The organism is Streptomyces antioxidans (assembly GCF_000968685.2).
Lineage (GTDB): Bacteria > Actinomycetota > Actinomycetes > Streptomycetales > Streptomycetaceae > Streptomyces > Streptomyces antioxidans.
In genome coordinates this window covers 141,962-165,980 of record NZ_LAKD02000049.1, presented here as the reverse complement: position 1 = coordinate 165,980, position 24,019 = coordinate 141,962, and the positions used below count along the sequence as shown (strand labels likewise).

The 24,019-nt window shown below is 70.5% G+C and carries 31 protein-coding genes; 16 read left to right on the top strand and 15 right to left on the bottom strand.

The features are described from left to right. Positions 1 to 108: 108 nt before the first annotated feature. From VT50_RS20165 to VT50_RS20155, 3 genes are all read left to right on the top strand, one after another. On the top strand, positions 109 to 1,596 hold the full coding sequence (locus tag VT50_RS20165) for an MFS transporter (RefSeq protein ID WP_206269445.1): 1,488 nt from the start codon (positions 109 to 111) through the stop codon (positions 1,594 to 1,596). Between the two features lie 119 nt (positions 1,597 to 1,715). Next, a complete protein-coding gene (locus tag VT50_RS20160; protein WP_046086751.1) occupies positions 1,716 to 2,738 on the top strand; it encodes an aldo/keto reductase in 1,023 nt (340 codons plus the stop codon). Positions 2,739 to 2,746: 8 nt separating this feature from the next. Further along, entirely contained in the window at positions 2,747 to 3,337 is a 591-nt protein-coding gene (locus tag VT50_RS20155; protein ID WP_046086752.1) for a TetR/AcrR family transcriptional regulator, read from the top strand. A gap of 21 nt (positions 3,338 to 3,358) precedes the next feature. Here VT50_RS20155 and VT50_RS20150 read toward each other — a convergent pair whose 3' ends face one another. Then, positions 3,359 to 3,652 (bottom strand): hypothetical protein, encoded by a 294-nt coding sequence (locus VT50_RS20150; RefSeq protein ID WP_240529228.1) that lies wholly within the window; start codon positions 3,650 to 3,652, stop codon positions 3,359 to 3,361. A gap of 143 nt (positions 3,653 to 3,795) precedes the next feature. Beyond that, entirely contained in the window at positions 3,796 to 5,178 is a 1,383-nt protein-coding gene (locus tag VT50_RS20145) for a glycine--tRNA ligase (RefSeq protein WP_046086754.1), read from the bottom strand. 150 nt (positions 5,179 to 5,328) lie between these two features. Between VT50_RS20145 and VT50_RS20140 the strand changes: the two genes are divergently transcribed. The 5 genes from VT50_RS20140 to VT50_RS20120 all read left to right on the top strand — a co-directional run bounded on the left by VT50_RS20140 (position 5,329) and on the right by VT50_RS20120 (position 9,157). Beyond that, on the top strand, positions 5,329 to 6,330 hold the full coding sequence (locus VT50_RS20140; RefSeq protein WP_046086755.1) for a metal ABC transporter substrate-binding protein: 1,002 nt from the start codon (positions 5,329 to 5,331) through the stop codon (positions 6,328 to 6,330). Between the two features lie 11 nt (positions 6,331 to 6,341). Next, positions 6,342 to 7,175, top strand: a complete 834-nt coding sequence (locus tag VT50_RS20135) for a metal ABC transporter ATP-binding protein (protein WP_167396613.1) — start codon at positions 6,342 to 6,344, stop codon at positions 7,173 to 7,175. Between the two features lies 1 nt (position 7,176). Next, on the top strand, positions 7,177 to 8,076 hold the full coding sequence (locus tag VT50_RS20130; protein ID WP_046086756.1) for a metal ABC transporter permease: 900 nt from the start codon (positions 7,177 to 7,179) through the stop codon (positions 8,074 to 8,076). A 166-nt stretch (positions 8,077 to 8,242) separates the two neighbouring features. Then, entirely contained in the window at positions 8,243 to 8,668 is a 426-nt protein-coding gene (locus VT50_RS20125; RefSeq protein WP_046086757.1) for a Fur family transcriptional regulator, read from the top strand. A 186-nt stretch (positions 8,669 to 8,854) separates the two neighbouring features. Then, positions 8,855 to 9,157: a hypothetical protein gene (locus VT50_RS20120; RefSeq protein WP_053048596.1), complete on the top strand. Its 303-nt coding sequence runs from the start codon at positions 8,855 to 8,857 to the stop codon at positions 9,155 to 9,157. Between the two features lie 138 nt (positions 9,158 to 9,295). Here VT50_RS20120 and VT50_RS20115 read toward each other — a convergent pair whose 3' ends face one another. After that, a complete protein-coding gene (locus VT50_RS20115) occupies positions 9,296 to 9,670 on the bottom strand; it encodes a hypothetical protein (RefSeq protein ID WP_046086758.1) in 375 nt (124 codons plus the stop codon). A gap of 213 nt (positions 9,671 to 9,883) precedes the next feature. Between VT50_RS20115 and VT50_RS20110 the strand changes: the two genes are divergently transcribed. Then, positions 9,884 to 10,858, top strand: a complete 975-nt coding sequence (locus VT50_RS20110) for an NAD-dependent epimerase/dehydratase family protein (RefSeq protein WP_046086759.1) — start codon at positions 9,884 to 9,886, stop codon at positions 10,856 to 10,858. A 24-nt stretch (positions 10,859 to 10,882) separates the two neighbouring features. Here VT50_RS20110 and VT50_RS20105 read toward each other — a convergent pair whose 3' ends face one another. Continuing rightward, complete coding sequence (locus tag VT50_RS20105) at positions 10,883 to 11,485, bottom strand: dihydrofolate reductase family protein (RefSeq protein WP_046086760.1); 603 nt, start codon at positions 11,483 to 11,485, stop codon at positions 10,883 to 10,885. A gap of 71 nt (positions 11,486 to 11,556) precedes the next feature. On the opposite strand from VT50_RS20105, the gene VT50_RS20100 reads away from it, so the two are divergent. Next, the gene (locus tag VT50_RS20100; RefSeq protein ID WP_046086761.1) at positions 11,557 to 12,135 is read left to right on the top strand and encodes a TetR/AcrR family transcriptional regulator; all 579 of its coding nucleotides are present in this window, start codon (positions 11,557 to 11,559) and stop codon (positions 12,133 to 12,135) included. 40 nt (positions 12,136 to 12,175) lie between these two features. Here VT50_RS20100 and VT50_RS20095 read toward each other — a convergent pair whose 3' ends face one another. From VT50_RS20095 to VT50_RS20075, 5 genes are read right to left on the bottom strand one after another with little or no spacing between them, the layout of a single operon-like run. Continuing rightward, positions 12,176 to 13,009, bottom strand: a complete 834-nt coding sequence (locus VT50_RS20095; protein WP_046086762.1) for an isoprenyl transferase — start codon at positions 13,007 to 13,009, stop codon at positions 12,176 to 12,178. Between the two features lie 50 nt (positions 13,010 to 13,059). Further along, positions 13,060 to 13,809, bottom strand: a complete 750-nt coding sequence (recO, locus tag VT50_RS20090) for a DNA repair protein RecO (protein WP_046086763.1) — start codon at positions 13,807 to 13,809, stop codon at positions 13,060 to 13,062. Between the two features lie 15 nt (positions 13,810 to 13,824). Next, on the bottom strand, positions 13,825 to 14,019 hold the full coding sequence (locus tag VT50_RS20085) for a DUF397 domain-containing protein (protein ID WP_046086764.1): 195 nt from the start codon (positions 14,017 to 14,019) through the stop codon (positions 13,825 to 13,827). A 10-nt stretch (positions 14,020 to 14,029) separates the two neighbouring features. Continuing rightward, on the bottom strand, positions 14,030 to 14,221 hold the full coding sequence (locus tag VT50_RS20080; protein WP_046086765.1) for a DUF397 domain-containing protein: 192 nt from the start codon (positions 14,219 to 14,221) through the stop codon (positions 14,030 to 14,032). A gap of 19 nt (positions 14,222 to 14,240) precedes the next feature. After that, a complete protein-coding gene (locus tag VT50_RS20075; protein ID WP_107424841.1) occupies positions 14,241 to 15,092 on the bottom strand; it encodes a helix-turn-helix domain-containing protein in 852 nt (283 codons plus the stop codon). A 142-nt stretch (positions 15,093 to 15,234) separates the two neighbouring features. On the opposite strand from VT50_RS20075, the gene VT50_RS20070 reads away from it, so the two are divergent. The 3 genes from VT50_RS20070 to VT50_RS20060 all read left to right on the top strand — a co-directional run bounded on the left by VT50_RS20070 (position 15,235) and on the right by VT50_RS20060 (position 16,944). Next, positions 15,235 to 15,678 carry an ATP-binding protein gene (locus VT50_RS20070; protein WP_046086767.1) on the top strand — a complete coding sequence of 148 codons (444 nt, stop codon included), beginning with the start codon at positions 15,235 to 15,237 and terminating at the stop codon, positions 15,676 to 15,678. Between the two features lie 143 nt (positions 15,679 to 15,821). Next, a complete protein-coding gene (locus VT50_RS20065; protein ID WP_046086768.1) occupies positions 15,822 to 16,490 on the top strand; it encodes a class I SAM-dependent methyltransferase in 669 nt (222 codons plus the stop codon). Between the two features lie 250 nt (positions 16,491 to 16,740). Then, on the top strand, positions 16,741 to 16,944 hold the full coding sequence (locus VT50_RS20060) for a hypothetical protein (RefSeq protein WP_046086769.1): 204 nt from the start codon (positions 16,741 to 16,743) through the stop codon (positions 16,942 to 16,944). A gap of 49 nt (positions 16,945 to 16,993) precedes the next feature. Here the strand turns inward: VT50_RS20060 and VT50_RS20055 are convergent, their stop codons facing one another. From VT50_RS20055 to VT50_RS20045, 3 genes are all read right to left on the bottom strand, one after another. Beyond that, complete coding sequence (locus tag VT50_RS20055) at positions 16,994 to 17,542, bottom strand: DUF1062 domain-containing protein (protein ID WP_046086770.1); 549 nt, start codon at positions 17,540 to 17,542, stop codon at positions 16,994 to 16,996. Positions 17,543 to 17,732: 190 nt separating this feature from the next. Next, a complete protein-coding gene (locus VT50_RS20050; RefSeq protein ID WP_046086771.1) occupies positions 17,733 to 18,116 on the bottom strand; it encodes a VOC family protein in 384 nt (127 codons plus the stop codon). Positions 18,117 to 18,237: 121 nt separating this feature from the next. Then, positions 18,238 to 18,906: a hypothetical protein gene (locus VT50_RS20045; protein ID WP_046086772.1), complete on the bottom strand. Its 669-nt coding sequence runs from the start codon at positions 18,904 to 18,906 to the stop codon at positions 18,238 to 18,240. Between the two features lie 448 nt (positions 18,907 to 19,354). On the opposite strand from VT50_RS20045, the gene VT50_RS20035 reads away from it, so the two are divergent. Next, positions 19,355 to 19,828 (top strand): carboxymuconolactone decarboxylase family protein, encoded by a 474-nt coding sequence (locus VT50_RS20035; RefSeq protein ID WP_046086773.1) that lies wholly within the window; start codon positions 19,355 to 19,357, stop codon positions 19,826 to 19,828. 186 nt (positions 19,829 to 20,014) lie between these two features. Here the strand turns inward: VT50_RS20035 and VT50_RS20030 are convergent, their stop codons facing one another. Beyond that, positions 20,015 to 20,563 (bottom strand): GNAT family N-acetyltransferase, encoded by a 549-nt coding sequence (locus VT50_RS20030; RefSeq protein ID WP_046086774.1) that lies wholly within the window; start codon positions 20,561 to 20,563, stop codon positions 20,015 to 20,017. Positions 20,564 to 20,687: 124 nt separating this feature from the next. Here VT50_RS20030 and VT50_RS20025 point away from each other — a divergent pair, with 124 nt between their 5' ends. Next, complete coding sequence (locus VT50_RS20025) at positions 20,688 to 21,332, top strand: GNAT family N-acetyltransferase (RefSeq protein WP_206269439.1); 645 nt, start codon at positions 20,688 to 20,690, stop codon at positions 21,330 to 21,332. Positions 21,333 to 21,462: 130 nt separating this feature from the next. Beyond that, positions 21,463 to 21,657 (top strand): YegP family protein, encoded by a 195-nt coding sequence (locus tag VT50_RS20020; protein WP_046086775.1) that lies wholly within the window; start codon positions 21,463 to 21,465, stop codon positions 21,655 to 21,657. Here VT50_RS20020 and VT50_RS20015 read toward each other — a convergent pair. Both VT50_RS20015 and VT50_RS20010 read right to left on the bottom strand, forming a co-directional pair. Further along, the gene (locus tag VT50_RS20015) at positions 21,626 to 22,258 is read right to left on the bottom strand and encodes a response regulator (RefSeq protein WP_046086801.1); all 633 of its coding nucleotides are present in this window, start codon (positions 22,256 to 22,258) and stop codon (positions 21,626 to 21,628) included. The two genes, VT50_RS20020 and VT50_RS20015, sit on opposite strands and share 32 nt — an antisense overlap. Positions 22,259 to 22,398: 140 nt before the next feature. Continuing rightward, entirely contained in the window at positions 22,399 to 23,883 is a 1,485-nt protein-coding gene (locus VT50_RS20010; RefSeq protein ID WP_075200376.1) for a sensor histidine kinase, read from the bottom strand. Between the last annotated feature and the right edge of the window lie 136 nt (positions 23,884 to 24,019).

Here is a 24,019-nt window from a genome sequence, read left to right as displayed (position 1 = left end):
GCCCGAGGCCTCAGCCAGTTGCCAGGTACTTCTTGTACCAGGATAAAGAGACTCTGGTACCACCTTGAGCGACGCGGGATCTTCGTAAGCGTGACCGACGTGACCAATGTGACCGAAACGCAGACTTCCACGATACGAGCGAGAGCCGCCGCCCCGGGTGCGGCGAAGGCCCCCGGGCGGACCCAGACCCGGGCCCAGAACCACACCTCCTCCGGACCCGCGCTGAGCCCCCTCGGGCTGTTCACCGTGCTGCTGGGCGCCGCGCTCCCGCTGATCGACTTCTTCATCGTCAATGTGGCCCTGCCCACCATGGACCACGACCTCCACGCGGGTCCGGCCGTCCTGGAGCTGGTCGTGGCCGGATACGGCGTGGCGTACGCGGTGCTGCTGGTCCTCGGCGGGCGGCTGGGCGACACCTTCGGGCGGCGTCGGCTCTTCCTCGCCGGGATGGCGGCCTTCGGGCTGACCTCGCTGGCCTGCGGGCTCGCGCCGGACGCCTGGAGCCTGGTGGGCGCCCGGGTGGCGCAGGGCGCCTCGGCCGCGCTGATGCTTCCGCAGGTGCTGGCCACGATCCACTCCTCGACCAGCGGTTCGCGCCGCGCCCGCGCGCTCAGCATGTACGGCGCGACGGCCGGTCTTTCCATGGTCGCGGGGCAGATCCTGGGCGGTGTGCTGGTGGCCGCGGACATCGCGGGCACCGGATGGCGCGCGGTCTTCCTGGTCAATGTGCCGGTCGCGCTGATCGGCCTGGTCCTCGCGGTCCGTACGGTTCCCGAGACCCGCTCGGAGCGGCCCGCGCCGGTGGACGTGCCGGGCACCGTACTGCTGGCGCTGTCGCTGATCACGCTGATGGTGCCGCTGACCGAGGGGCGGGCGGCGGGCTGGCCGCTGTGGACCTGGCTGGGTCTTGGCGCGTTCCCGTTCGTGGCCGCCGCGTTCTACGCCGTGGAGCGGCGCGCGGACCGTGCGGGGACGACGCCGCTGCTGCCGCCGAGCCTGTTCGCCCTGCCCGGGCTGCGGCGCGGGCTGGCGATGGTGGTGCCGTTCTCGATCGGCTTCGGTGGCTTCATGTTCGTCATCGCGGTCGCGCTGCAGCAGGGGCTGCGGTACGGGCCGGTGGACGCCGGGCTGGCACTGGCGCCGATGGCCACGACGTTCTTCGTGGCCTCTCTGCTGGGGCCGCGCCTGGTGGGCCGGTACGGCAGTCGTGTGGTGACCGCGGGCGGGCTGATCCAGGCCGTGGGCATCGCACTGCTGATGCTGGCCGTATGGCGGAACTGGCCGGATCTGTCGCTGGCCGGGCTGCTGCCGGGCGTCGCACTGGCCGGGTTCGGGCAGGGGCTCCAGCTTCCGGTGCTGATCCGGATCGTGCTGGCCGATGTGCCCAGCGAGCGGGCCGGAGTGGGGAGCGGCGTGATGGTCACCACCCAGCAGTCGGCGCTGGCGCTGGGCGTGGCGACGCTCGGCACGCTCTTCCTGTCCCTGGGGTCGTCGGCGGGCATGGGTGACGCGCTGCTCATCACGCTCGCGGCCCAGCTGGGGGCGATCGCGCTGACCCTGCTGATGAGCCTGCGGCTGCCGCGCACGGTGGCGTAGGAGGCCGCGGAGCCAGCGGATGGGGTGACCGGCACGCGATGACAGATATTGAAATCTGTCATCGCATATGCCATGCTCTTCTTGGATACTCCACCCCGACATCCCAAGGAGCGCACCCCGTGCAGAACCGCCAGCTCGGCACCTCCGGCCCCCAGGTCTCCGCCATCGGCCTCGGCTGTATGGGCATGTCCTCCATGTACGGCGCCGGCGTCGACCGCGCCGAGTCCATCGCCACCATCCACGCCGCGCTCGACGCCGGGATCACCCTGCTCGACACCGGCGACTTCTACGGCATGGGCCACAATGAACTGCTCATCCACGAGGCCCTGCGCACCGCCCAGGCCGCCAGCCGCGAACGCGCCCTGACCAGCGTGAAGTTCGGCGCCCTGCGCGGCCCGGACGGCGCCTGGACCGGCCATGACGGGCGCCCCGCCGCCGTCAAGAACTTCCTGGCGTACTCGCTCCAGCGGCTGGGCACCGACCACATCGACATCTACCGCATCGCCCGCCTCGACCCGGCCGTCCCGATCGAGGAGACGGTCGGGGCCATCGCCGAGGCCGTACAGGCGGGTTACGTACGGCACATCGGTCTCTCGGAGGTGGGCGCCGAGACCATCCGGCGGGCCGCCGCCGTCGCCCCGATCTCGGATCTCCAGATCGAGTACTCGCTGCTCGCGCGCGGCATCGAGGACGAGATCCTGCCCGTCTGCCGTGAGCTGGGCATCGGCATCACCCCGTACGGGGTGCTCTCGCGCGGTCTGATCAGCGGCCACTGGAGGCGGGAGCGCACCACGGACGCGCAGGACTTCCGCAGCAGGGCCCCGCGGTTCCAGGGCGAGAACCTCGACCGCAACCTCGAACTCGTGGAGGCCCTGCGCAAGATCGCCGCCGCCAAGGGCGTCAGCGTCGCCCAGATCGCCATCGCCTGGGTGCTCGCACAGGGCGTCCGGCGCTCCACCGCCATCGTCCCGCTCGTCGGGTCCCGCCGCCGGGACCAGTTGGCCGAGGCCCTGGGCGCGCTTGACGTTACGCTCGACGCCGACGACCTGGCCGCCGTCGAGGAGGCCGTCCCGGCGGGCGCCGCCGCGGGCGACCGCTACCCGGAGGCCCAGATGGACACCCTCGACAGCGAGAAGAAGTAAGGGACCCGATGCCGCCGCCCGAGACCCCCCTGACGCCCGCCCGCATCCTCGAAGCCACCGAGGACGTGCTGCGCCGCTACGGCCCCGCGAAGGCCACGGTGGTGGACGTGGCCAGGGCGCTGGGGGTCAGCCACGGCAGCGTCTACCGCCACTTCCGCTCCAAGACGGCGCTGCGCGAGGCGGTCACCGGGCGGTGGCTCGACCAGGAGCACGCCGACCTGTCCCGCATCGCCCGCGCCAAGGGCCCGGCGGCCGACCGGCTGGAGGACTGGCTGCTCACCCTGTTCGCCGCCAAGCGCCGTAAGGCGGGCGTCGATCCGGAGCTCTTCGCCACGTATCTGGCGCTGGCCTCCGAGAACAGCGAGACCGTGGCACGCCACGTCGACTCCATGATCGACCAGTTGACCGCGATCGTCGAAAGCGGCATCGCGAGCGGGGAGTTCACGATGCGGGAGGCCCGCACCGCGGGCCGGGCGCTGTGGGACGCGACGGCGCAGTTCCACGACCCCGTCTACGCGCCCCGGTGGTCGGACCCCGACATGGACCTGGCCTTCGCGGCCGTCCGCGAGCTGCTGCTGGACGGTCTGCGGATGCGCTGAGCGCTGCGCCAGGGCGCCTGATCAGCCCTGGGAGGCCGCCCACCAGACGATGACCGCGGCCACCGCGAAGCAGGCCAGCATGATGAGGGCGACCTGGCGGCGCGCCGCCGCGTCGGCGGTCATCCGCGGTGCGCCGAGGGCCCCGTGTGCCTGGGCGAGGTGGTCGAGCCCCTTGTGCCGGGCGCCGCCGTGGGTGATCCGCTCCCGCCAGTCGCAGTGCTGGCAGCCGAGCAGCCGCCGGCGCCCCGGACCGTAGCCGTAGCTCACCTCGAAGACCGTGCCGTCCTCGTGGACGGCGGTGATGTGATGCGTCACGCCTCGCACGATGGGCCAACCCCCCGTTCTGCCGAGTCGACGGGCTCCGGTGCCACGGACGCGAGGTCCGCGGCACCGGAGCCCGTCATCGGGTTTGTGTCCGGTACCCGTGCACGGTCCGGGCGCGATGGCCCGGGCCCGGGTCAGCAGCCGATCAGACGGCCGCCGAGGTAGGACTGGATCTGGTCGAGGGAGACCCGCTCCTGCTTCATCGTGTCGCGCTCGCGCACGGTGACGGCGTTGTCGTCGAGGGTGTCGAAGTCCACCGTGACGCAGAAGGGCGTGCCGATCTCGTCCTGGCGGCGGTAGCGGCGGCCGATCGCGCCCGCGTCGTCGAACTCGATGTTCCAGTGCTTGCGCAGGTCCGAGGCGAGCCCCTTGGCCTTCGGCGAGAGCTGGGGGTTGCGGGACAGCGGCAGCACCGCGACCTTGACCGGCGCCAGCCGCGGGTCGAGCCGCATCACGGTGCGCTTCTCCATCTTGCCCTTGGCGTTGGGCGCCTCGTCCTCGACGTACGCGTCGAGCATGAAGGCCAGCATCGCGCGGCCCACGCCCGCCGCCGGCTCGATGACGTAGGGGGTCCAGCGCTCGCCGGCCTCCTGGTCGAAGTACGACAGGTCCTGGCCGGACGCCGCGGAGTGCGCCTTCAGGTCGAAGTCGGTGCGGTTGGCCAGACCCTCCAGCTCGCCCCACTCCGCGCCGCCGAAGTTGAAGCGGTACTCGATGTCAGCGGTGCGCTTGGAGTAGTGGGAGAGCTTCTCCTTGGGGTGCTCGTACCACCGGATGTTGGCCTCCTGGAGACCGAGGTCCCGGTACCAGTTCCAGCGCTGCTCCATCCAGTACTCGTGCCACTTCTCGTCCTCGCCCGGCTTGACGAAGAACTCCATCTCCATCTGCTCGAATTCACGCGTACGGAAGATGAAGTTGCCCGGCGTGATCTCGTTGCGGAACGACTTGCCGACCTGCGCGATGCCGAACGGCGGCTTCCTGCGCGAGGTCTGCTGGACGGCGAGGAAGTTGGTGAAGATGCCCTGCGCGGTCTCGGGGCGCAGATACGCGACCGAGCCGGAGTCCTGGGTCGGGCCGAGGTGGGTGGCGAGCAGCCCGGAGAACTGCTTGGGCTCGGTGAAGCTGCCCTTGTTGCCGCAGTGCGGGCAGTTGACGTCGGCCAGGCCGTTCTCGGGGAGCCGCCCGTGCTTGGCCTCGTACGCCTCCTCCAGGTGGTCCGCGCGGAACCGCTTGTGACAGGAGGTGCACTCGGTCAGCGGGTCCGTGAAGGTGGCGACGTGGCCGGACGCCTCCCACACCTCACGGGCCAGGATCACGGACGAGTCGAGTCCGACGACGTCGTCACGCGAGGTGACCGTGGAACGCCACCACTGCCGCTTGATGTTCTCCTTCAGCTCCACACCGAGCGGTCCGTAGTCCCAGGCGGCGCGCTGGCCGCCGTAGATCTCGCTGCACGGGTAGACGAAGCCACGGCGCTTGCTGAGGCTGACGATGGTGTCGATCTTGTCGGCGGCCACGGTGCTCTCTTCATTGATGACGACATTGACGACGAAGCGAATGCTTCAGGTTACCGGCGGCGGCACCCCCCGGATCAAATCGATAGTCGAAGCGATCAACAAGAGGACAGTTGTTGACAATCGTTTCCAACTTTGTTGAAAATGAGAGTCATGAACATACGCCGCCTCAGGCCCACGACCGCCCTCGTAGGAGCCGCCGCACTGGGTCTGACCACCCTCACAGCCTGCTCCACCGACGCCGGAGACGGAAGGACGGACGGCAAGCTGGATGTGGTGGCGTCGTTCTATCCCATGCAGTTCCTCGCCGAGCGGATCGGCGGGGGCGCCGTCCATGTCTCCTCCCTGACCAAGCCGGGCGTAGAGCCGCACGATCTGGAGATCAGCCCCCGGCAGACCGCCGACCTCAGCGAGGCCGGTCTGGTGGTCTACCTCAAGGGGCTCCAGCCCTCCGTCGACCGGGCCATCGCCCAGGCCGAGCCGAAGCAGGTGGCGGACGCGGCCTCGTACACCTCGCTGGAGGACCACGGCACGGAGGTCGAGGGGGAGCACGGGCACGGCGATGAGGGCGAGCACGGCGATGAGGGCGGGGGCGAGGCGGGGCACGAGGGGCACGACCACTCCGGCGACGCCGCCGCCGACCCCCACATATGGCTGGATCCGGTGCGCTACGCCCAGGTGGCCAAGGGCGTCGGCAAGGCGTTGGAGAAGGCCGACCCCGATCACGCCGCGACGTACAAGAAGAACACCACCGCCCTGGTCAAGGAGCTGGGCACGCTCGACCAGGACTTCCGGAGCGGTTTGAAGGGCCGTTCTTCGGACACCTTCATCACGACCCATGCCGCCTTCGGCTATCTCGCCGAGCGCTACGGCCTGCGGCAGGAGGCGATCTCCGGGCTCGACCCCGAGTCCGAGCCCTCCCCGGCCCGGGTCAAGGGACTGCACACCATCGCCAAGAAGGACAAGGTCAACACCGTCTTCTTCGAAACCCTGGTGAGCGATCGCACGGCCAAGACGCTGGCGGGCGACCTCCATCTGCGGACCGATGTGCTGGACCCGATCGAGGGCATCGGCTCCCGGTCCAAGGGCGATGACTACATCCAGGTCATGCGGGCCAATCTGAAGGCGCTGCAGAGGGCGTTGGGCGCCAAGTGACGGAGGACGCCATGGAAGCCGAGGAGACCCGGGAATCCGGGGTGGCCGCGGACCCGGCCCCGGACCCGGCCGCCGACCCCGCCGCGGACCCCATATCCCTGCGCGGCGCGACGGCCACCCTCGGTGGCCGCCCCGTGCTGCGCGGTATCGATCTGACCGTACGCCGCGGTGAGGTCGTGGCGCTGCTCGGCGCCAACGGCTCGGGCAAGTCCACCGCCGTACGGTCCATCGTCGGCCAGGTGCCGCTCAGCGGCGGTGAGCTGGCCCTCTTCGGCATCCCCCACCGCCGCTTCCGCGACTGGGCCCGGATCGGTTACGTACCGCAGCGCACCACCGCCGCAAGCGGCGTCCCCGCGACCGTGCGCGAGGTCGTCTCGGCGGGGCGGCTGGCCCGCCGCCGGTTCGGCCCGCCGCGCAAGGCCGACCGGGCGGCCGTCCAGCGGGCCCTGGAACTCGTCGGCATGGCCGACCGCGCCCGGGACCCGGTGAGCGCCCTGTCCGGCGGTCAGCACCAGCGCGTGCTGATCGCCCGCGCCCTCGCGGGCGAACCGGAGCTGCTGATCATGGACGAGCCGATGGCCGGGGTCGACCTCACCAGCCAGGAGATCCTCGCGGGCACCCTGCGCGAGCAGGTCGCCCACGGCTCCACGGTCCTCCTCGTCCTCCATGAGCTCGGCCCGCTGGAGCCGCTGATCGACCGCGCGGTGGTGCTCCGCGACGGCTGCGTCGTCCACGACGGACCGCCGCCGAAGGCCGTGGGCCAGCACGCGCTGCCCGGCCACGACCACGTCCATCCCCATGCGGCGCCCGACGCCGAACCGATCCGGACAGGGCTGCTGACCTGAGATGCTCGAGATCCTCGACTACGCCTTTATGCAGCGGGCCCTGCTCGCCGCGGTGCTGGTGGGCATCACGGCGCCCGCCGTCGGCATCTACCTCGTCCAGCGCCGTCAGGCGATCATGGGCGACGGTATCGGCCATGTCGCCCTTACGGGCGTCGCCCTCGGCTTCCTGACCGGCACCAACCCGGTGTGGACCGCCGTCCTCGTCTCCGCTCTCGGCGCGGTCCTCATGGAGCTGATCCGCTGGTACGGCAAGACCCGGGGCGACCTCGCGCTCGCGATGCTCTTCTACGGCGGGATGGCGGGCGGTGTGCTGCTGATCAACCTCTCGCCGACCGGCTCCAACGCCAACCTCACCACCTATCTCTTCGGCTCGATCACCACGGTCTCCCCCGAGGACGTCATCGCGATCTCCCTGCTCGCCGCCTTCGTCGTGCTGATCACCCTGGGGCTGCGCCGCCAGCTGTTCGCGGTGTGCCAGGACGAGGAGTTCGCCCGGGTGACCGGCCTCCCGGTGCGCACGCTCAATCTGCTGCTGGCCATCACCGCGGCCGTCACGGTCACCGTCGCCATGCGCGTCGTAGGGCTGCTCCTGGTCAGCGCCCTGATGGTGGTCCCGGTCGCCGCCGCCCAGCAGGCCACCCGGGGCTTCGCGATGACGCTGGCGCTGGCGATCACCATCGGCGTCGTGGTGACCCTGTCCGGCACGGTCTTCTCGTTCTACGAGAACGTCCCGCCCGGCGCGAGCATCGTCGTCCTCGCGATCGGTGTCTTCGCCCTGATCACGGCCCTGGCCGCGCCCCTGGCGAAAAGACGCGCCCAGCAGCTGGCCGCGGCCGAGGAACGCTGCACCCTGGGGGACGATGTACTTGTGGAGTCCACCGCTCGCGGTGGACGCCCATAGTCGACCGCTCGTCCACCACCCGGCGGCCAATGCCCGGCCCCGTCGCCCGTCCCATCACTCTCGTCCGCCACCCGAGCGATAACTGGCACAATGGCCGGGCAGAAAGCGCGGTGGGTGCGGAACGAGCCCCGAGAGCGACGGAGCATGCGAGGTTGAGGAGGCAGCTGTGGCGACCGCCGGTCCCCCAGTACGCGGCCGGTCCACCAGACAGCGCGCCGCGGTGGCGGCGGCACTGGACGAGGTGGATGAGTTCCGCAGTGCGCAGGAGCTCCACGACATGCTCAAGCACCGGGGCGACTCGGTCGGCCTGACCACCGTCTACCGCACCCTCCAGTCCCTCGCCGACGCCGGTGAGGTCGATGTCCTCCGCACCACGGAGGGCGAGGCGGTCTACCGCCGGTGCAACAGCGAGGAGCACCACCACCACCTGGTCTGCCGCGCCTGCGGCAAGGCGGTCGAGGTGGAGGGCCCCGCCGTCGAGAAGTGGGCCGACGCGATCGCCGCCGAGCACGGCTTCGTGGACGTGGCCCACACCATCGAGATCTTCGGCACCTGCGGCGACTGCGCCGCGGCCAAGACGTCCCAGGCCTGACCCCCGTCCTCCGTGTGCTGCGCCGAGCGCGCTCCGTGCTCGGGCGGTGCGGGGCTGGGCGCATCCGCGGCTGAAGCGGCCCAAGCGGGTGGCGGCGGGTGCCGCTGTGCTGCTGGTCGTGCCCGTACTGACCGCCGGGGTGGCGCTGCGGCTGCAGTACGCGGGGGATCCCGCGCCCGGGACGCGGTGTGGCTGGGGCACGCCCGGGCGGACGGGAGCAAGGGTGAGGCCCAGCTGGCCGGGCTGATCCGGCGGATGCGCGGCACCGGCGTACGGGCTCCGTACGTCCACGCGGGCCCGCTGGAGCATGACGGCAGCCTGTCCGCGGCGCGCCATCCGAAGGCCCGGCGGCTGGTGGAGGCGGTACGGCGGGAGCTGCCCGGGGTGCGCGTCCAGGCGTGGCTCGGGGATGTGCTGTCGGCCGAGGGCACGATGGGGATGGACCTCGGCGAACCGGCGACGCGCGAACGCGTCGTGCTCCCAGGCTAGGGCGGCGACCATCACGGACCGTTCAACGTGGCCTCTGCAACGAGCAAAGAGTGCCGCCGGGGAACGGCTCAAGGCCAGGCGGGTCGGCACTGAGCACTCAGCCATTGAGTGAGTCATTGACTCATCTCGGCTATCGAGTCACAGAGACTCCAGCTCCCCGATCCGCGCCACCGTCGCCCCCGTCTTCGGGCATACCCACACCGCCGTGTCCGTGGAGACAGTCGCCGTCAGCGGATGCGTGTCCGGGTGTGTCGGACACGGTGGCCAGACCGCCGATGCGCCCTCGGACCACAGCGCCTCCACCGCCCAGCCCTGGACCTGGTCAGCCAGGTGCGCCAGCAGCTCCGCGGCGGTGCCGCCCACTGGTGACGTCAGGCCCTGGGCCGAACCGTCCGGCGCCCAGAGCATGGTCCCGTACCCGTCGTCCGTACGTACCTCCGGCCGCACCGCGCACCGTGCCTGGAGGTCCCTCAGGACCGTCTCCAGAGCGTCGGCGAATTCCAAGTCGTCCACTGGGGGCTCCTGATCACATCGGAAAGAACCAGCCCACAGTCTCCACCGCCTTGAAGCTTGCCGACGATCTTTTCCGGCCCACGCCCCCGTTTCAGCAGCCGCCTCAATCCCGGTGCGGGCCGTTGACGAAACGGAACGAGGATCCGTATATTAATCGGAACGAGGATCCGTTTTCCGGCGCAGCCGTAACCATGCCACAAGGAGAGCTCAGCAATGATTCTGGTCACCGGGGGGCTTGGCTTCATCGGCTCCCACACCGTGCAGGCCCTGCTGGCCGCGGGCGAGGAGTGTGTGCTGGTCCAGCGCAGTTCCACCGAGCCGCCGGTCGGGCGTTTTGACGCGCCGGTCGTGGTGGAGCGGGCCGACATCACCGATCTGAGCGAGTTGCTCGACGTGGGCACCCGCCACAAGATCACCGGCGTGGTGCACCTCGCGGGGTCCATGCCCTGGCCGCCGGACCCCGAGCAACCCGTCGAGGCGACGCGCACGGCGATCGGCGGTCTGCTCAACGTCCTCCAAGCCGCGCGGGATTGGGGCGTGCGGCGGGTGGGCGTCGCGAGCACGATCGGCGTCTACGGCGGAGGCGGACGCGGAGGCGAAGGCGAAGACGGCGGAGCCCAGGGCCCGCTCACCGAGGACATGCCCGTGTCATTGAGCTCGGGGCACCTCATCCCGACCTTCAAGAAGGTCGGCGAACTCCTCAACGACCACCTGGCCGACGCCACCGGCATCGAGATCATCAACTACCGCATCTCCGGCATCTGGGGGCCGCTCGAGCCGCACGGTCCGCTGTTCTTCGCCGCCCCCGAGCTCATCCACGCCGCCGTGCGCGGCACCGGGCCGGACCTCTCCCCGCTCCCCGGGCCCGCGTACGCGGAGGACTCGCTCGACCTGTGCTACGCGAAGGACGCGGGCCGGGCCATCGCACTACTCCAACTCGCGGACCGCCTCAACCACCGCACCTACAACGTGGCCTCCGGCCGCGCCACGAGCAATGCCGAGATCATCGCCGCCATCAAGAAGGTCGTCCCCGAGGCTCGGGTCGACCTCCCCACCGGCGGCACCACCCCGCCGCGCCACCTCGACATCACCCGCATCCAGCAGGACACCGGCTACGCGCCCGCCTACGACACCGAGCGCGCGGTCGCCGAGTACATCGCCTGGCTGCGGGCGGGCAATGAGCGGTGAGGATCCGACCTGAACAGTCCCAAGTCAGCGACGGGCGAGGCGGGTCAGGCGGGTGAGCGTGACGCCGTTGGGAAAGGCCGTGCGCTCGGCGACCTCGAAGACGGTGGGATCGAAGGCACCGTCGAAGGCGGGGGTCCCGGCGCCCGCGACAACGGGGTAGTTCTTGATCACCAGTTCGTCGATCTCCGGCAGCAGGGCGCCCGCGAGCGCGCCCCCGCCGCAGAGCCACACGTCCAGCCCCGCGCCGTCCTCCCCCTTGAGCTCGCGTACGAGGGCGATCGGGTCGCCCGGGACAACGGTGACGGCCGGATCGGTGTCGGGCTTGAGGGTGCTGGACACCACGTACTGGCGCAGATGGGCGTACGGGCTGGTGACCCCCGCGTCGAGGGCGGGACGGTAGGCGCCGAGGCCCATGACGACGGTGTCGAAGCGCCGGTTCGGCGCGTCGGCCAGGCCGACCGCCGCGCGGTACGCGGTCGGGACCGTCTCGGGGAACAGCGAGTTGACCCAGGTCGAGTAGGCGGCGGACTGCTGGGCGTCACCGCTGGGGAAGAAGTCGTACTCGCCGCCGGGACCCGCGATGCGGCCATCGAGCGTGACGGCGACGTAGTACACGAGCTTTCGCATCTCAAGCCGCTCCCCACATAGTACTCTGACTGTAGTGGCCAAAATGTAGTACTACAGCTGGAGTGGTGTCAATGGTGAGACGGAACGACCAGCGGCGCACCGCCCTCGTGGACGCCGCGATCGAGGTACTGGCCAGGGAGGGCGCGCGCGGACTGACCTTCCGCGCGGTGGACGCCGAGGCCGCCGTACCCGCCGGGACAGCGTCCAACTACTTCGGCAGCCGCGACGACGTACTCACCCAGGCCGGTGCCCGCGTCTATGAGCGGCTCCAGCCCGACGAGGCCACGGTCGCCCGCCAGCGGGCGGCGGGGCGCGACCGGGAGACCTACGCGGAGCTGATGCGTGAGCTCGTCAGCCGCGTCGCCGCCTTCCGCACCGGCTATCTGGCGCTGCTGGAACTCCGCCTCGAGGCCACCCGTCGGCCCGGGCTGCGCAAGGTCCTCACCGAGCGGGTCCGGGCCGACGTCGAGGCCAACGTGGCGTACCACGAGGAGTCGGGCCTGCCCGGCGGCGCCACGGCCGTCAAGCTGCTCATGCTGGCGCTGAACTGGCTGATCGTCGAGCAGCTCACCCTGCCGGAGGTGTTCACGGAGGCGGAGCGGGATCAGCTGGTGGCGGCGGCGGTGGAGCGGATCGTGACGGCGGAGTAAGAGGGTCGGTCCTCCTACCGCGCGCACGGGCTCCTACCGCTTACGCGGACGGGGAGTCCTTCTTCAGCTGCTCCTCGTTCGGGATCGCCCCGCCGAAGCGGCGGTCCCGCGAGGCGAACTCCAGGCACGCCCGCCACAGGTCACGGCGGTCGAAGTCCGGCCACAGCACGTCCTGGTACACCATCTCGGCGTACGCGCTCTGCCAGATCAGGTAGTTGGACGTGCGCTGCTCGCCCGAGGGGCGCAGGAAGAGGTCCACGTCCGGCATGTCCGGGTAGTAGAGGTACTTCGCGAACGTCTTCTCGTTCACCTTCGACGGATCGAGGCGGCCCGCCCGGATGTCTTCGGCCAGCGCCTTCGCCGCGTCCGCGATCTCCGCACGGCCGCCGTAGTTCATGCAGAAGTACATGGTCATGGCGTCGTTGCCCGTGGTCTGCTCCTGGGCGACCTGGAGCTCCTGCGCCACCGACTTCCACAGCTTCGGCATCCGGCCCGCCCAGCGGATCCGCACGCCCATCGCGTCCATCTCGTCGCGGCGGCGGCGGATGACATCGCGGTTGAAGTTCATCAGGAAGCGCACCTCGTCGGGCGAGCGCTTCCAGTTCTCGGTCGAGAAGGCGTAGAGGGAGAGGTTCTTGACGCCCATCTCGAGGCAGCCCTTGAGCACGTCCATCACGACGCCCTCGCCGACCTTGTGCCCCTCGGTGCGCGGCAGTCCGCGCTCCTTGGCCCAGCGGCCATTGCCGTCCATCACGCAGGCCACGTGCTGCGGCACCAGCTCACCGGGGATCTTCGGCGGCCGGGCGCCGGACGGATGCGGTTCCGGGGTCCGGTACTCGCGCCGCTGTCGGCCCAGAAACCCGCGTCCTGCCATGCCTGCCACGTCTCCCTCAGCTGTTGCTCTCTGTACTACTGCTTCTGCTGCTACTTCTCTACGTACCGCAGCGACCGAAGTCCCCGCTCCAGGTGCCAGTGCAAATACGCCGCCACGAGCCCGCTGCCCTCCCGGGCGTGCCGCAGCTCACACGCGTCCGCCGTCTCCCAGTCCCCGGTCAGCAGCGCGCCCAGCAGCGTCAGCGACTCCGCCGAGGGTACGACGCTTCCGGGCACCCGGCACTCTCCGCAGATGACCCCGCCCGCGCCGACCGAGAAGAACCGGTTCGGACCGGGCATCCCGCACTTGGCGCAGTCGTCGAAACTCGGTGCGTAGCCGTTGACGGCGAGGGAACGGAGCAGAAACGCGTCCAGGACGAGATGCGGCTCATGATCCCCGGCGGCGAGGGTGCGCAGCGCGCCGACGAGCAGCAGATACTGCTGTACGGCGGGCTCGCCCTCGTGGTCGGTGAACCGCTCGGCCGTCTCCAGCATGGCCGTACCGGCGGTGTACCGGGCGTAGTCGGTGACGATCGACCCACCGTACGGGGCGATGGTCTCGCTCTGCGTACACAGCGGCAGCCCGCGCCCGATCAGCTCGCCCCCACCGCGCGCGAAGAATTGCACGTCAACGTGGCTGAACGGTTCGAGCCGCGCCCCGAACTTGGACTTCGTACGCCGCACCCCCCGCGCGACGGCGCGGACGCGGCCGTTGTTGCGGGTGAGCAGGGTGATGATCCGGTCCGCCTCGCCCAGCTTCTGGGTGCGCAGCACGATGCCGTCGTCGCGGAACAGACTCATGGCGCCCATTGTCCCCTAGCGGGACAGCCAATCGAACCGCCCGGCCCGGGCGGCCCGGGTAAGCGCCTGCAGCGCGTCGGGGGTGGTAGCGATCACGGTCTGCGGCTCGTCGCTCTCGCGCAGGAGGATCGCGGTGGGGGCACGCTGCGCGAGTTCGACGCAGTTGCTCTCGTTCTGGTCCGAGTACGAGGACTTCCGCCAGTGGTGCATGTCCACCCCCTCAGCTAGCCATGTGGTCAAACCCGCCGGTCTTGATCCTCGCGACAAGCCCTCGGAGAGCAGCTGGGGTGGTTGTGATCACGACGCCGGGATCATCGCTCTCGCGGAGGAGTACGGCGTCCGGCACGCGGCCGAGTTCCACACAGTTGTGCTCGGCATCCTCTCCGGAGTACGAGGACTTCCGCCAGTGCATATCGGGGCATCTCCCGTTGTCAGAGTCGCTGTGCTATATCGCGGATGAGGTCACTCGTGGCCTCTGGCGAAAGGGCCAAGGCTTCCATCTGGTCCAAGATACTGCCGTAGCGTTCGAGGTGCGCTTCCGTATCGAGGAAGGCAACACCCGAGGGCGTATCGGCCTGCACGGTGTCCAGTTGCCGGACCGGCCCGAACGCGTAGAGCGTGCTCATGCCTGGGCTTGAGAACCCACCCGCCGAGAACGGAACCACGCGTACGGTCACGTTGCCCCGCTGCGATGACTCGATGAGCTGCTCCAACTGTGCCCGCATCACCTTCGGTCCGCCGAACTCCATTCTCAGCGCGGCCTCATGGATGAGGAAGGTGCACTGCGGCGGATCGTCCCTGTCCAGTACGTCCCGGCGCCTGAGCCGGTAGGAAATGCTGGCCCGCAACTGCGTCGGCGTAGGGCTGGACGTGGTGGTGGAGAACACGGCCTTCGCGTAATCCTCCGTCTGGAGCAGCCCGGGCACATGCATGATCTGCGCCGAGCGCATGGCCACCGCGTGATGTTCGAGCTCGGCCAAGTCGAGTGCGTTCGCCGGAGTCTTGCCCCGGTAGTCCTCCCACCAGCCGTGGACGCGTTCCTCGTTCATGACGACGAGAGCGTCGACGTACGCCCTGTCCATACAGGAGTAAATGGTCGCGAGCGTTCTGATGCGGTCCTCGCTCACGCCGAAACGCGCAGCCTCGATATTGCTGATGCGAGTGCGGTTCACGCCGAGGAGTTGACCGGCTTCCACCACGCTCATGCCTGCCCGCTCGCGCATCTTGCGCAGCTCTGTGCCGAGACGCCGCTGCCTCGCGGTCGTGGCCGTCCTCTGCCCCACGCGTTCCCCTCTCCGGTACCTGGGACGACGATCCCACATCCTAACGAGTTCCACCGCGATAGTGGAACTCGTTACCCAGCATGCCCTATGGTCCTTACCACAGCGTGACGAACAAGCCACGCACCGCGTTGGGAGAACCGCCATGCCCGAAGCCGCAAACCTTCCGTACGCCTACCGACTCAGCGCCCCCAACTCCCCCAAGAGCCCGAGGGTCTGCCGTGACGCCATCGCCGCACTCCTCCAGGCCAACGACCTGCACGACCTCGCGGACACGGCGAAACTCCTGGTCTCCGAGGCCGTGACGAACGTCAACCAGCACACGGACACCCAGCTGATCCACATCGACACCCTCGTCCGCGACCGCATCGCGACGATCGCCGTACGCGACGGCTCCCCGGAACGCCACCCGTACCCCCGCGACGCAAGGCCCGACGAGGAGGGCGGACGCGGGCTGTTCCTGATGCAGGAGCTGGCCTACGCATGGGGCGTCACCTGGGAGAACAGCCTGCGTCCCACCGGCAAGCACATCTGGTTCGAGCTGCGCGCACCGCTGATGGAAGCCCCGCCCACGTCCGCTCTGGCCTGACCCACTGCCAGCTCGCACGAGGGTGGTCAGTGTGCGACCTGGGCGCGCTCGGCACTCGTGCGGCTGAGACGACGTGATTCCGCTGTGGCCAACGGCAGACATGGGTACGTTGGCCAGCCTGTCGGACACCCCGGAGGACGCCCATGCCGCGCGAGTCGACCACCTTGCCGGAGTACTGGGACGCCTACAAGCCGTACCGCGGGGAGGGCGAGCAGCCCGCGCCTGACGTGGGGGCCTTCGCGTGGACCCAGTACGACGGGCACGGCCCCGGCGAGGAGTTCCTGGGCAGCCCGCGTACCGCGCTGGAGCTGGGCTGCGCCGAGGGCAAGGAGGCCGTGTACCTCGCTCGTACCGGCATCGCGGTGACCGCGTTGGACTTCTCCGCCGCCCAGGTCGCACGCGCCCGCCGCTGGTGGGACGGCACCCCTGGGCTGACATTCGTCCAAGCCGAGGCATGCGGCTACCTCGCTGCGGCTGAGACGACGTACGACGCGGTCTTCTCCGTCTGGGGCGCGCTCTGGTTCACCGATCCCGATGAACTGATCCCACTGATCGCCAAACGCCTCAGCCCAGGCGGCACCCTCGCCTTCTCGCAGGCCGAACCGCTCGAGGGCTACTACGGCCCACAGCCCATGTACGGGAACGGCCTCGCGGGCCGCAAGCTCACCCTCCTGCGCTGGTCATACCCGCCGCCGTGGTGGGCCGATCTGCTCAAGCGGACGGGGTTCACCGACATCGACGCCCGTGTGCTCCCCGCGCCCAGACCGGAGGACGTCGGCACCCTCATGGTGCGCGCGAACGCCCCGAAGTGAGTGATCAAGGGCTGGCCAAGTCCGAGTCCTCGCCGTGGTGGGTGGAAAGGTCGGCCAGGAACTCGCGGCGCAGGGTGTGCGATGTCGCGGCCGCAACCTCGCCCCCGCGATGTCACAGCCGTGTGCTGGACGCGATCTGGGCCGGTCACAACCCAGCGGAGGCAGGGCGGTTGGTGGCCCGGCGGCGTTCTCCACCGCGCACACTGGTGGTGCGGGGGGGGCAAGTCAGCGACGAGTTGGGGGATACGCCATGGCGGCCGGTTGCCGGGACTGTGAGACATGTACGAGGTCGTGGCTGGGGCGGCTGTTCCAGAACGCGGCGGTGGGGCTGATGCATGTGGTGACCATCGGCATCAGCTATCTGGTCAAGAAGGGGTTCAGGCGGCACTGCCCGCAGTGCGGGCACCTGCTGTCCGGGCACGCGCGCAGGGCGGACGGTTCGTTCCGCGACTAGGGCCTGCCCGGCGGATGGCGCCGGACAGGCCCCTGGTCCTGAGGAGGGCTCAGCGCTTGAGCGTGAAGGTGAAGTCGCCGCTGAGCTTGGTGCTCAGCCGGACCGCCGAAACGAGTTTGCCCTCCGCGATCAGCCTTTCCACCTCGGCCCGTGACAGGCCGCACCCTTCGGCGATCAGCCGCAGCGGCCGGACCGGGATCCGCGCCGCGAAGCGGACGGACACGTCGATCACCTCGCGGTCCAGGTGATCCGAACCGCCGGTGTCGAGGCGCCAGGCGCCGTCCCAGTCGAGGGCGACGCGATTGCGGTGCCGTACGACCGGGTCCTGGAGCAATTCAGCCGTCAGGCCGGGGTCGTTGTCGTGCAGCCGGTCCAGCAGCTCAGGTCGTACGGAGCGCACATTCATCCGCTCCAGGACCGTGAGCTTCGCGGTTTCCCCGCAAGCGGTACAGAGCACGAGCAGCCAGGCTTCGATGAGCTTGTGGTGGGCGTTGACGCGGAACTTACCGCTTGCCCGGAAGCGCTCGGACGCGCACGCGTGGCAACGGCGGAGAACGAGCGGCAGGCAGGTGGGCATGACCACCCAGTTACAGAGCACAGAAGTACACCGGTTTCAGTGAGAAATCCGCAGCAAAAAGAGGCGCGGCGCATATGCGCGACGCGCAACAGATCAGCGCTTGGGAGGTCTCACACGGTGTACAACGGCACGCCCTTGCCTAGACGACGTCAGTCGGCAGCACGGTAACGGCGCACGGCGGTGCCGCTCCACCGATTTTTGCCGAAGCCGGTCAGAGGGGCTGGAACCGGCGGCGCAGAAGGCAGAACTCGTTGCCTTCCGGATCGGCCAGGACGTGCCAGTTCTCGGTGCCGGTCTGACCGACGTCCGCGGGCCTGGCGCCGAGCGCGAGCAGCCGCTCCAACTCGGCGTCCTGGTCGCGGTCGGTGGCGTTGACGTCGATGTGCAGCCGCAGCTTCTCGGGCCGGGGGTCGCTGCTGGGGCTGAGGACGAGGGTGGGCTGCGGGCCGCCGAAGCCGGTGTCGGGCGGTCCGATCTCGATGCTTCCGTCGTCATCCCGGTCGAGTTCGACGTAGCCGAGGACGTCGCTCCAGAACGCCGCGAGCCGTTCGGGGTCGACGCAGTCGAGGACCAGTTCACTGATGCGGCATGCCATGCCCGTCAGTCTACGGAGAGAACGCGAGAAGTCGCCGCGGCGGTGGAGCCATCGGAAGGTGCTCCACCGCCGCGGCGACGCGGACGCATACTCGCGCGGACGCTTTTGCTCACGCAGACGCTTACTCGTGGGAGCTGATCACGCCGCGGGTACTGAGCACGATGTACACGCCGTTGGCGTCGAGTCCGTCATCGTGCTGGTTCGCCTCCAGCGTGCCGTCCACCGAGCCCTCGTTGCCGATGATCTGCGCACGGTACCGAGCCTCGCCGACCTTCGTGACCTTGGCCGTCCAACCGCCCGCCAGGTTGAAGGTGCCCGGTGCCCGGTGTTCGCCGCCCATCCAGGACTGGACCTCGCCGCCCGACGTGACCACGACGTACATGCCGTTGGCATCGAGCCCGGCGTCGTGCTCGTTCGCCTCCAGCGTCGCCAGGACGTCACCGTCGTTGACGATCTGGACGCGGTAGTGCAGGTCGCCCAGCTTGTGGATCTTTGCGGTACTGCCGTCCACCAGGGTCTCGGTACGGTCCGGGGATGCCGCCCCGTCCGTAGCGCCCGCCTTGGTGTCGGTCTTGGCGCCCGCCCCGGTTTCGGTCTTGGCGTCGGAGCCCTTCGTTCCGGTGGCGGTGTCCGCGCTGCTGGACCCGGCGGAGGAGGCCGGGGGCTTCGAGCCGGTGTCGTCCGAGTCGTTGCAGGCGGTCAGGCTGAAGCTGGCGGCCGCGACCAGGGCCGCGGCGGCAATGCGCAGGGTGCGGCGACGGGCGGTGCGGACAGTGGTGTTGGAGTTCATCGCGGGTCCCCCCAGGGGCGTTCGGTGTGGTGGTCTCCTTGGTGCGTCACCCACTCTGGTCGGGCCCCCTACCGCGAGACTGCCGCTCCGCTAACGGTCGGCTAACCCGGGCGCGGTGTGAGCGTCACTCGGCGGCGGCTTCCGCCTCGGCGGCGTCCTCGGGGCCCGCCGGTGCGGGGAGGCTGGGCAGGAGCAGGCACAGCGGGACGGCGACGGCGGTGAGGGCCACCGACCACCAGAAGGCGGTGCCGAAGCCGTCGGCCAGGGCGCCCGGGGTGTGGGCGGCACCGGTGCTGCGCTGGATGAGGCCGCCGCGGACCCGCTGGAGGCGTCACGATCCGTTGGGGTGAGACACAGGTCACGTTCGGGGCTGTCACATCTCTCCGCTCCGTGCCGTCAGGGAGGTGTAACCACGGCAATCGCATAAGACCGCATAGGAGAGCCCATCGTGGACGCTCGCTTGAACCTCTTCGGCAGCCCGCTCATCGGCACCTTCCTCAAGCACCTCGGCTCCGCGGGCAAGGTGATCTCGGACTCGGCGCTACCGGCCACGACACAGGAGCTGGTGAAGATCCGGGCCAGCCAGATCAACGGCTGCGGCTTCTGCACCGACATGCACACCAAGGACGCCGCGAAGGCCGGGGAGACCTCGACGCGGCTGAACCTGGTCGCGGTCTGGCGGGAGGCCACGGTGTTCACCGACGCCGAGCGCGCCGCCCTGGAGCTCGCGGAGCAGGGCACCCGCATCGCCGACGCGGCCGGTGGTGTCACGGACGAGGCGTGGGCGAACGCCGCCACCCACTACGACGAGGAACAGCTCGCCGCTCTGGTGTCGATCATCGCCGTCATCAACGCCTACAACCGGCTGAACGTCATCGTCCAGCAGCCCGCGGGCGACTACCAGCCCGGCCAGTTCGGGTAAGGCCCGGCGTCCGGGTGCCCGGCCTGCCCCATACGCGTGATGGCCGCGCGTTCGGCAGGCGCTCGGGAAAGTCGGGCGTGGGGCTGTACGGGGGTCATGCCCCACGCCCGACTTCACCGGTCCGCACCCGGCCGGGAGAGGGAGCCCCGGCTCCCCCCTTGCCGCGTCCGCCCGGATCCCGCCGGATCAGACGTGGTCGAACGGCTCGGCGTACTGGAAGGGCCCCTTGACGGTCGGCTGATAGGCGGTCAGGGTCCGGACCTGGAAGTACTCGCCCCAGGCCGGATCCGGGGCCGTGATGCCGTACTCGGTCGCCGAGCGGAAGCCGAACCGACCGTAGTAGGCGGGGCTGCCCAGCAGGGCGACCAGCGATTCGCCGAACGCGTCCGCGGCGCCGAGCACCGCGTGGACGAGCGCGAGGCCCACGCCGCGCCCCTGATGGGCAGGGTGCACGCTGAGCGGGCCGAGGCCGAGGGCGAGGGCCAGGTCGGAGCCGACGTGGCCGCGGGTGCACACGACATGGCCGATCACCTCGCCGCGGTCGCCGGTGGCGACGAACGACAGCGCGGGCAGCCAGCCGTCGCAGACCCGGAGCGCGTCCAGCAGCGTGGCCTCGACGGGAGCCGGGGGGTGCGAGCCGTGCGAGGCGTCCGAGGTGTCCGACTTCGCGAACGCGGCCGAGGTGACGGCCCGTACGGCGTCGATGTCGGAGCGGGTCTCTCGTCGGATCAGCATCGGGTCAGGATGCGTCCGAATACCGCACCACGGCAAACGAATTGCGCACCCGCGCGCGGGGCGGGCCACGCCGTCGGCCGTAATTGACTCGACTCGGCGGCCACGGCTCCGGCAGCCTCCCGTCATGGACCCCCATTACTGGCCCCTGTACGGGCTTCGCCTGCGTACGCCGCGCCTGGAGCTGCGGCTTCCCGACGTCCCCCGGCTCGACGAGCTCGCCGCGGTCGCGGCGGGCGGGGTGCACGACCCGGACGAGATGCCCTTCTCCATCCCGTGGACCGACGCGCCCCCGGAGGAGCGCGGACGCGCCACCTTCCAGCATGTGCTGCGCACCATCGCCGAATGGCGGCCGGAGCAGTGGACCCTGAGCCTCGCGGTGCTGCACGAGGGGGCGGTGATCGGGCGGCAGGACCTGTTCGCGACCGAGTTCGCCGTCGCGCGGGAGGCCGAGACCGGCTCCTGGCTGGGCACCGCCCACCAGGGCAAGGGCCTGGGCACGGAGATGCGGGCGGCGGTGGCGCACCTGGCCTTCGAGGGCCTGGGCGCGCTGTCGCTGATTTCGGGTGCGATGGTGGAGAACGGCCGCTCGCTGGGGGTGTCCCGGCGGCTCGGCTACCGCTCCGACGGGCTGTCCACGGTCGCCGTACGGGGCGAGGCCCGCACCATTCAGCGGCTGCGGCTGGAGCGTGCGGCCTGGGAGGAGCACCGCGCCACCCCGGTCGATATCGCCGGACTGGAGCCGTGCCGCGCGCTGTTCGGCGCTCCCTGATGACGCCCTCAGGCTCCGATGGACTCCGATGGGCACCGGGAGTGCGAGCTTCGGCTCCGGGAGTGCGAGCCCGCATGGCCCGCTCTACGGTGGTTTGAGGGGGCTGGGACGGCTAATGGAGGTGGCATCCATGGCGGGCAAGTTTGAGATCTACGAGGACAAGCGCGGCAAGCACCGCTTCCGGCTGAAGGCGGGCAACGGCGAGATCATCGCGGTCGGCGAGGCCTATGAGTCCAAGTCCGCCGCGCAGAAGGGCGTCGAATCCGTCAAGAAGAACGCCCCGACGGCCGACGTCAAGGAGATTCCGACCGACAAGTCGGGGTGACCAGGCCGGACTCATAGGCCGCGATGACGAGTTGGGCGCGGTCGCGGGCGCCCAGCTTGCCCATGATGCGGCTGACATGGGTCTTGGTGGTGAGCGGTGAGAGGCCGAGGGTCTGCGCGGCCTCGGCGTTGTTGAGGCCCCGCGCGACGAGGGCGAGCACCTGCCGTTCGCGCTCGGAGAGCGCGGCCAGCGCGGCGGGCGCGGGAACGCCCGGCTGCGGGGCCTCCGGCAGGCGCAGCACACGGGCGATGAGCCGGGCGGTGGGGCCGGGCGAGAGCAGGGACTCCCCCGCCGCCACGGTCCGTATGGCGTCCAGGAGTTCGGCGGGTCTGGTGTCCTTCACCAGGAAGCCGGACGCGCCCGCGCGCAGCGCCTCGACGATGTGCTCGTCGGTGTCATAGGTCGTCAGCACGAGCACCTTGACCCCGGCGAGGTCTTCGTCGGCCGCGATCCGGCGGGTGGCCTCGATGCCGTCGAGGTCGGGCATCCGGATGTCCATGACCACGAGGTCGGCGCGTGCGGTGCGGGCCAGTTCGACCGCCTCACGGCCGGTGCCCGCCTGCCCGACCACGTCCATGTCGCGGGCCGAGGAGACCAGCATGGCGAAGGCGGAGCGGACCAGCGTCTGGTCGTCCGCGAGCAACACCCTGATCGGCGCGGCGGCCCCGGGGGCGGGGTCCGGTGCGGGGTCCGAGGCGAGGGGCACTGGGCCGGTTCCGGACGGCGGGCCCGGTGGCGTGGTCATGCGGTGGCCTCCCTGGGCGGTACGGCGGTCTGTCCGGTGCCGGTGCCGGTGTCGGTGTCGGTCCTGGTGCCGAGGGCAGCGCCGGAGCCAGTGGCGGTGTTGGTGTCGGTGGCCGTACGGGCGCCGGGCGGGCCGCTCCTCCCCCACGGCAGGGCGGCCCTGATCGCGAAGCCGGGGCCGTCCTCGCGCGGTCCGGCGGACAGGGTGCCCGCGACGCTGCGGGCCCGCTCGCGCATGCCCACGATGCCGTAGCCCGTCTCGACGGGCGCGGTGACGGGCGGCTCCTCGCCCCTGGGGCCGTCGTCCACGGCGGCGACGCACAGCTCCCCCTCGTCCCGTACGAGCGTGATCCGCACCCTCGTGCCGGGCGCGTGGCGAACGGCGTTGGTCAGCGCCTCCTGCACGATCCGGTACGCGGCGGCGCCCACGGCGGGCGACAGTTCGGACGCCTCCACGTCGACCGTAAGGTCCACACGGACGCCCGCCGCCTCCGCCGCAGCGGCCAGGTCGGCGAGTCCGGCGAGCCCCGGCAGCGGCCCGGTGTCCTCCTCGTCCGCGCGGTCGGCGTCGCCGCCCGCGCCGCCGCGGAGCACCTGGAGGGTGGCCCGGAGTTCGGCGCGGGCGTCCCGGCAGGTGTCGGCGATCGAGTCGAGCGCCTTGGCCATCGCCTCCCGGTCCAGCCGCTCGGGGTCGGCGATCAGGACATGCGCCGCGACGGAGGTCTGGACGCCGATGAGGGTGATGCTGTGCGCGAGCAGATCGTGCAGATCGCGGGCGATGCGCAGCCGTTCTTCGGCGACCCGCCGGGCCGCCTCGTCCTCGCGGGTCCGCTCGGCGCGTTCGGCCCGCTCCAGGATCGCGGCGATGTACTTGCGGTGGATGCGGACGGCCTCGCCGATCACCACGACCGACAGCACCCAGCCGGAGGTGCGCAGCATGTCGAGACCGGCGTGCGGCCGCCCGCTCAGGGCCATCGCCGACACCATGATCGAGATCACGGCGGTGACGGTGAGGAAGGACCGCAGCGGCGGGCCGATGACGGCGAGGGTGTAGACGGCGAGGAGCCCGGCCGGGACGACCGCGGTGTGGACGTTGTCCATGGCGTGGTACGGCCCGACCATGAACACCACCGCCACCGTGGTCACCATCGGGCTGTGCCGCCGCCCGATGAGCACCGTGGCGCTGGCGACGAGCAGCACCCAGCCGAGCGCGTCCGGGCGGTGGCCGTTGCGGTCGGGGTTGAGCAGTGCCAGGGCCACCTGGAGGACCAGCACCGCACCGGCGATCCGGGCGTCCACCCACCGCCGCCCGCGGGCCTCCTTAGGGGTCTCGGCGGGGCGGGGGCCGTTGTGCAGGGCGCGCGACGCGGAGGCGATCGCGCGGTGGACGGCGGACCGCGCGGCGGGGCGCCGGGCGTCGGCGGCACGCTCCGGCGGAGTGGTCGCGGAGTGGGTCGTAGCGGGTACGGGCACGGGCTCCATCCTCGGGGATCCGCCTCGGGCCGGGCCATAGGGCTGTACACGTCCCGTAGGGGCGGTATGCGTCCCATAGGGCTGCGTGCACGCCATAGGGCGGTGCGGGCGGTAACGGGTCCAGGAAGCGGCCGTAAGGCCGTCA

What these genes read in the sequence shown, in the direction of transcription:
- VT50_RS20155 (WP_046086752.1), top strand. Translation starts at nt 2,747, where the DNA reads ATGCCGCCGCCCGAGACCCCCCTGACGCCCGCCCGCATCCTCGAAGCC.
- VT50_RS20140 (WP_046086755.1), top strand. Translation starts at nt 5,329, where the DNA reads ATGAACATACGCCGCCTCAGGCCCACGACCGCCCTCGTAGGAGCCGCC.
- VT50_RS20135 (WP_167396613.1), top strand. Translation starts at nt 6,342, where the DNA reads ATGGAAGCCGAGGAGACCCGGGAATCCGGGGTGGCCGCGGACCCGGCC.
- VT50_RS20130 (WP_046086756.1), top strand. Translation starts at nt 7,177, where the DNA reads ATGCTCGAGATCCTCGACTACGCCTTTATGCAGCGGGCCCTGCTCGCC.
- VT50_RS20110 (WP_046086759.1), top strand. Translation starts at nt 9,884, where the DNA reads ATGATTCTGGTCACCGGGGGGCTTGGCTTCATCGGCTCCCACACCGTG.
- VT50_RS20105 (WP_046086760.1), bottom strand. Translation starts at nt 11,485, where the DNA reads ATGCGAAAGCTCGTGTACTACGTCGCCGTCACGCTCGATGGCCGCATC.
- VT50_RS20100 (WP_046086761.1), top strand. Translation starts at nt 11,557, where the DNA reads ATGGTGAGACGGAACGACCAGCGGCGCACCGCCCTCGTGGACGCCGCG.
- VT50_RS20095 (WP_046086762.1), bottom strand. Translation starts at nt 13,009, where the DNA reads ATGGCAGGACGCGGGTTTCTGGGCCGACAGCGGCGCGAGTACCGGACC.
- recO (WP_046086763.1), bottom strand. Translation starts at nt 13,809, where the DNA reads ATGAGTCTGTTCCGCGACGACGGCATCGTGCTGCGCACCCAGAAGCTG.
- VT50_RS20085 (WP_046086764.1), bottom strand. Translation starts at nt 14,019, where the DNA reads ATGCACCACTGGCGGAAGTCCTCGTACTCGGACCAGAACGAGAGCAAC.
- VT50_RS20080 (WP_046086765.1), bottom strand. Translation starts at nt 14,221, where the DNA reads ATGCACTGGCGGAAGTCCTCGTACTCCGGAGAGGATGCCGAGCACAAC.
- VT50_RS20070 (WP_046086767.1), top strand. Translation starts at nt 15,235, where the DNA reads ATGCCCGAAGCCGCAAACCTTCCGTACGCCTACCGACTCAGCGCCCCC.
- VT50_RS20065 (WP_046086768.1), top strand. Translation starts at nt 15,822, where the DNA reads ATGCCGCGCGAGTCGACCACCTTGCCGGAGTACTGGGACGCCTACAAG.
- VT50_RS20060 (WP_046086769.1), top strand. Translation starts at nt 16,741, where the DNA reads ATGGCGGCCGGTTGCCGGGACTGTGAGACATGTACGAGGTCGTGGCTG.
- VT50_RS20050 (WP_046086771.1), bottom strand. Translation starts at nt 18,116, where the DNA reads ATGGCATGCCGCATCAGTGAACTGGTCCTCGACTGCGTCGACCCCGAA.
- VT50_RS20045 (WP_046086772.1), bottom strand. Translation starts at nt 18,906, where the DNA reads ATGAACTCCAACACCACTGTCCGCACCGCCCGTCGCCGCACCCTGCGC.
- VT50_RS20030 (WP_046086774.1), bottom strand. Translation starts at nt 20,563, where the DNA reads ATGCTGATCCGACGAGAGACCCGCTCCGACATCGACGCCGTACGGGCC.
- VT50_RS20025 (WP_206269439.1), top strand. Translation starts at nt 20,688, where the DNA reads ATGGACCCCCATTACTGGCCCCTGTACGGGCTTCGCCTGCGTACGCCG.
- VT50_RS20020 (WP_046086775.1), top strand. Translation starts at nt 21,463, where the DNA reads ATGGCGGGCAAGTTTGAGATCTACGAGGACAAGCGCGGCAAGCACCGC.
- VT50_RS20015 (WP_046086801.1), bottom strand. Translation starts at nt 22,258, where the DNA reads ATGCTGGTCTCCTCGGCCCGCGACATGGACGTGGTCGGGCAGGCGGGC.
- VT50_RS20010 (WP_075200376.1), bottom strand. Translation starts at nt 23,883, where the DNA reads ATGGAGCCCGTGCCCGTACCCGCTACGACCCACTCCGCGACCACTCCG.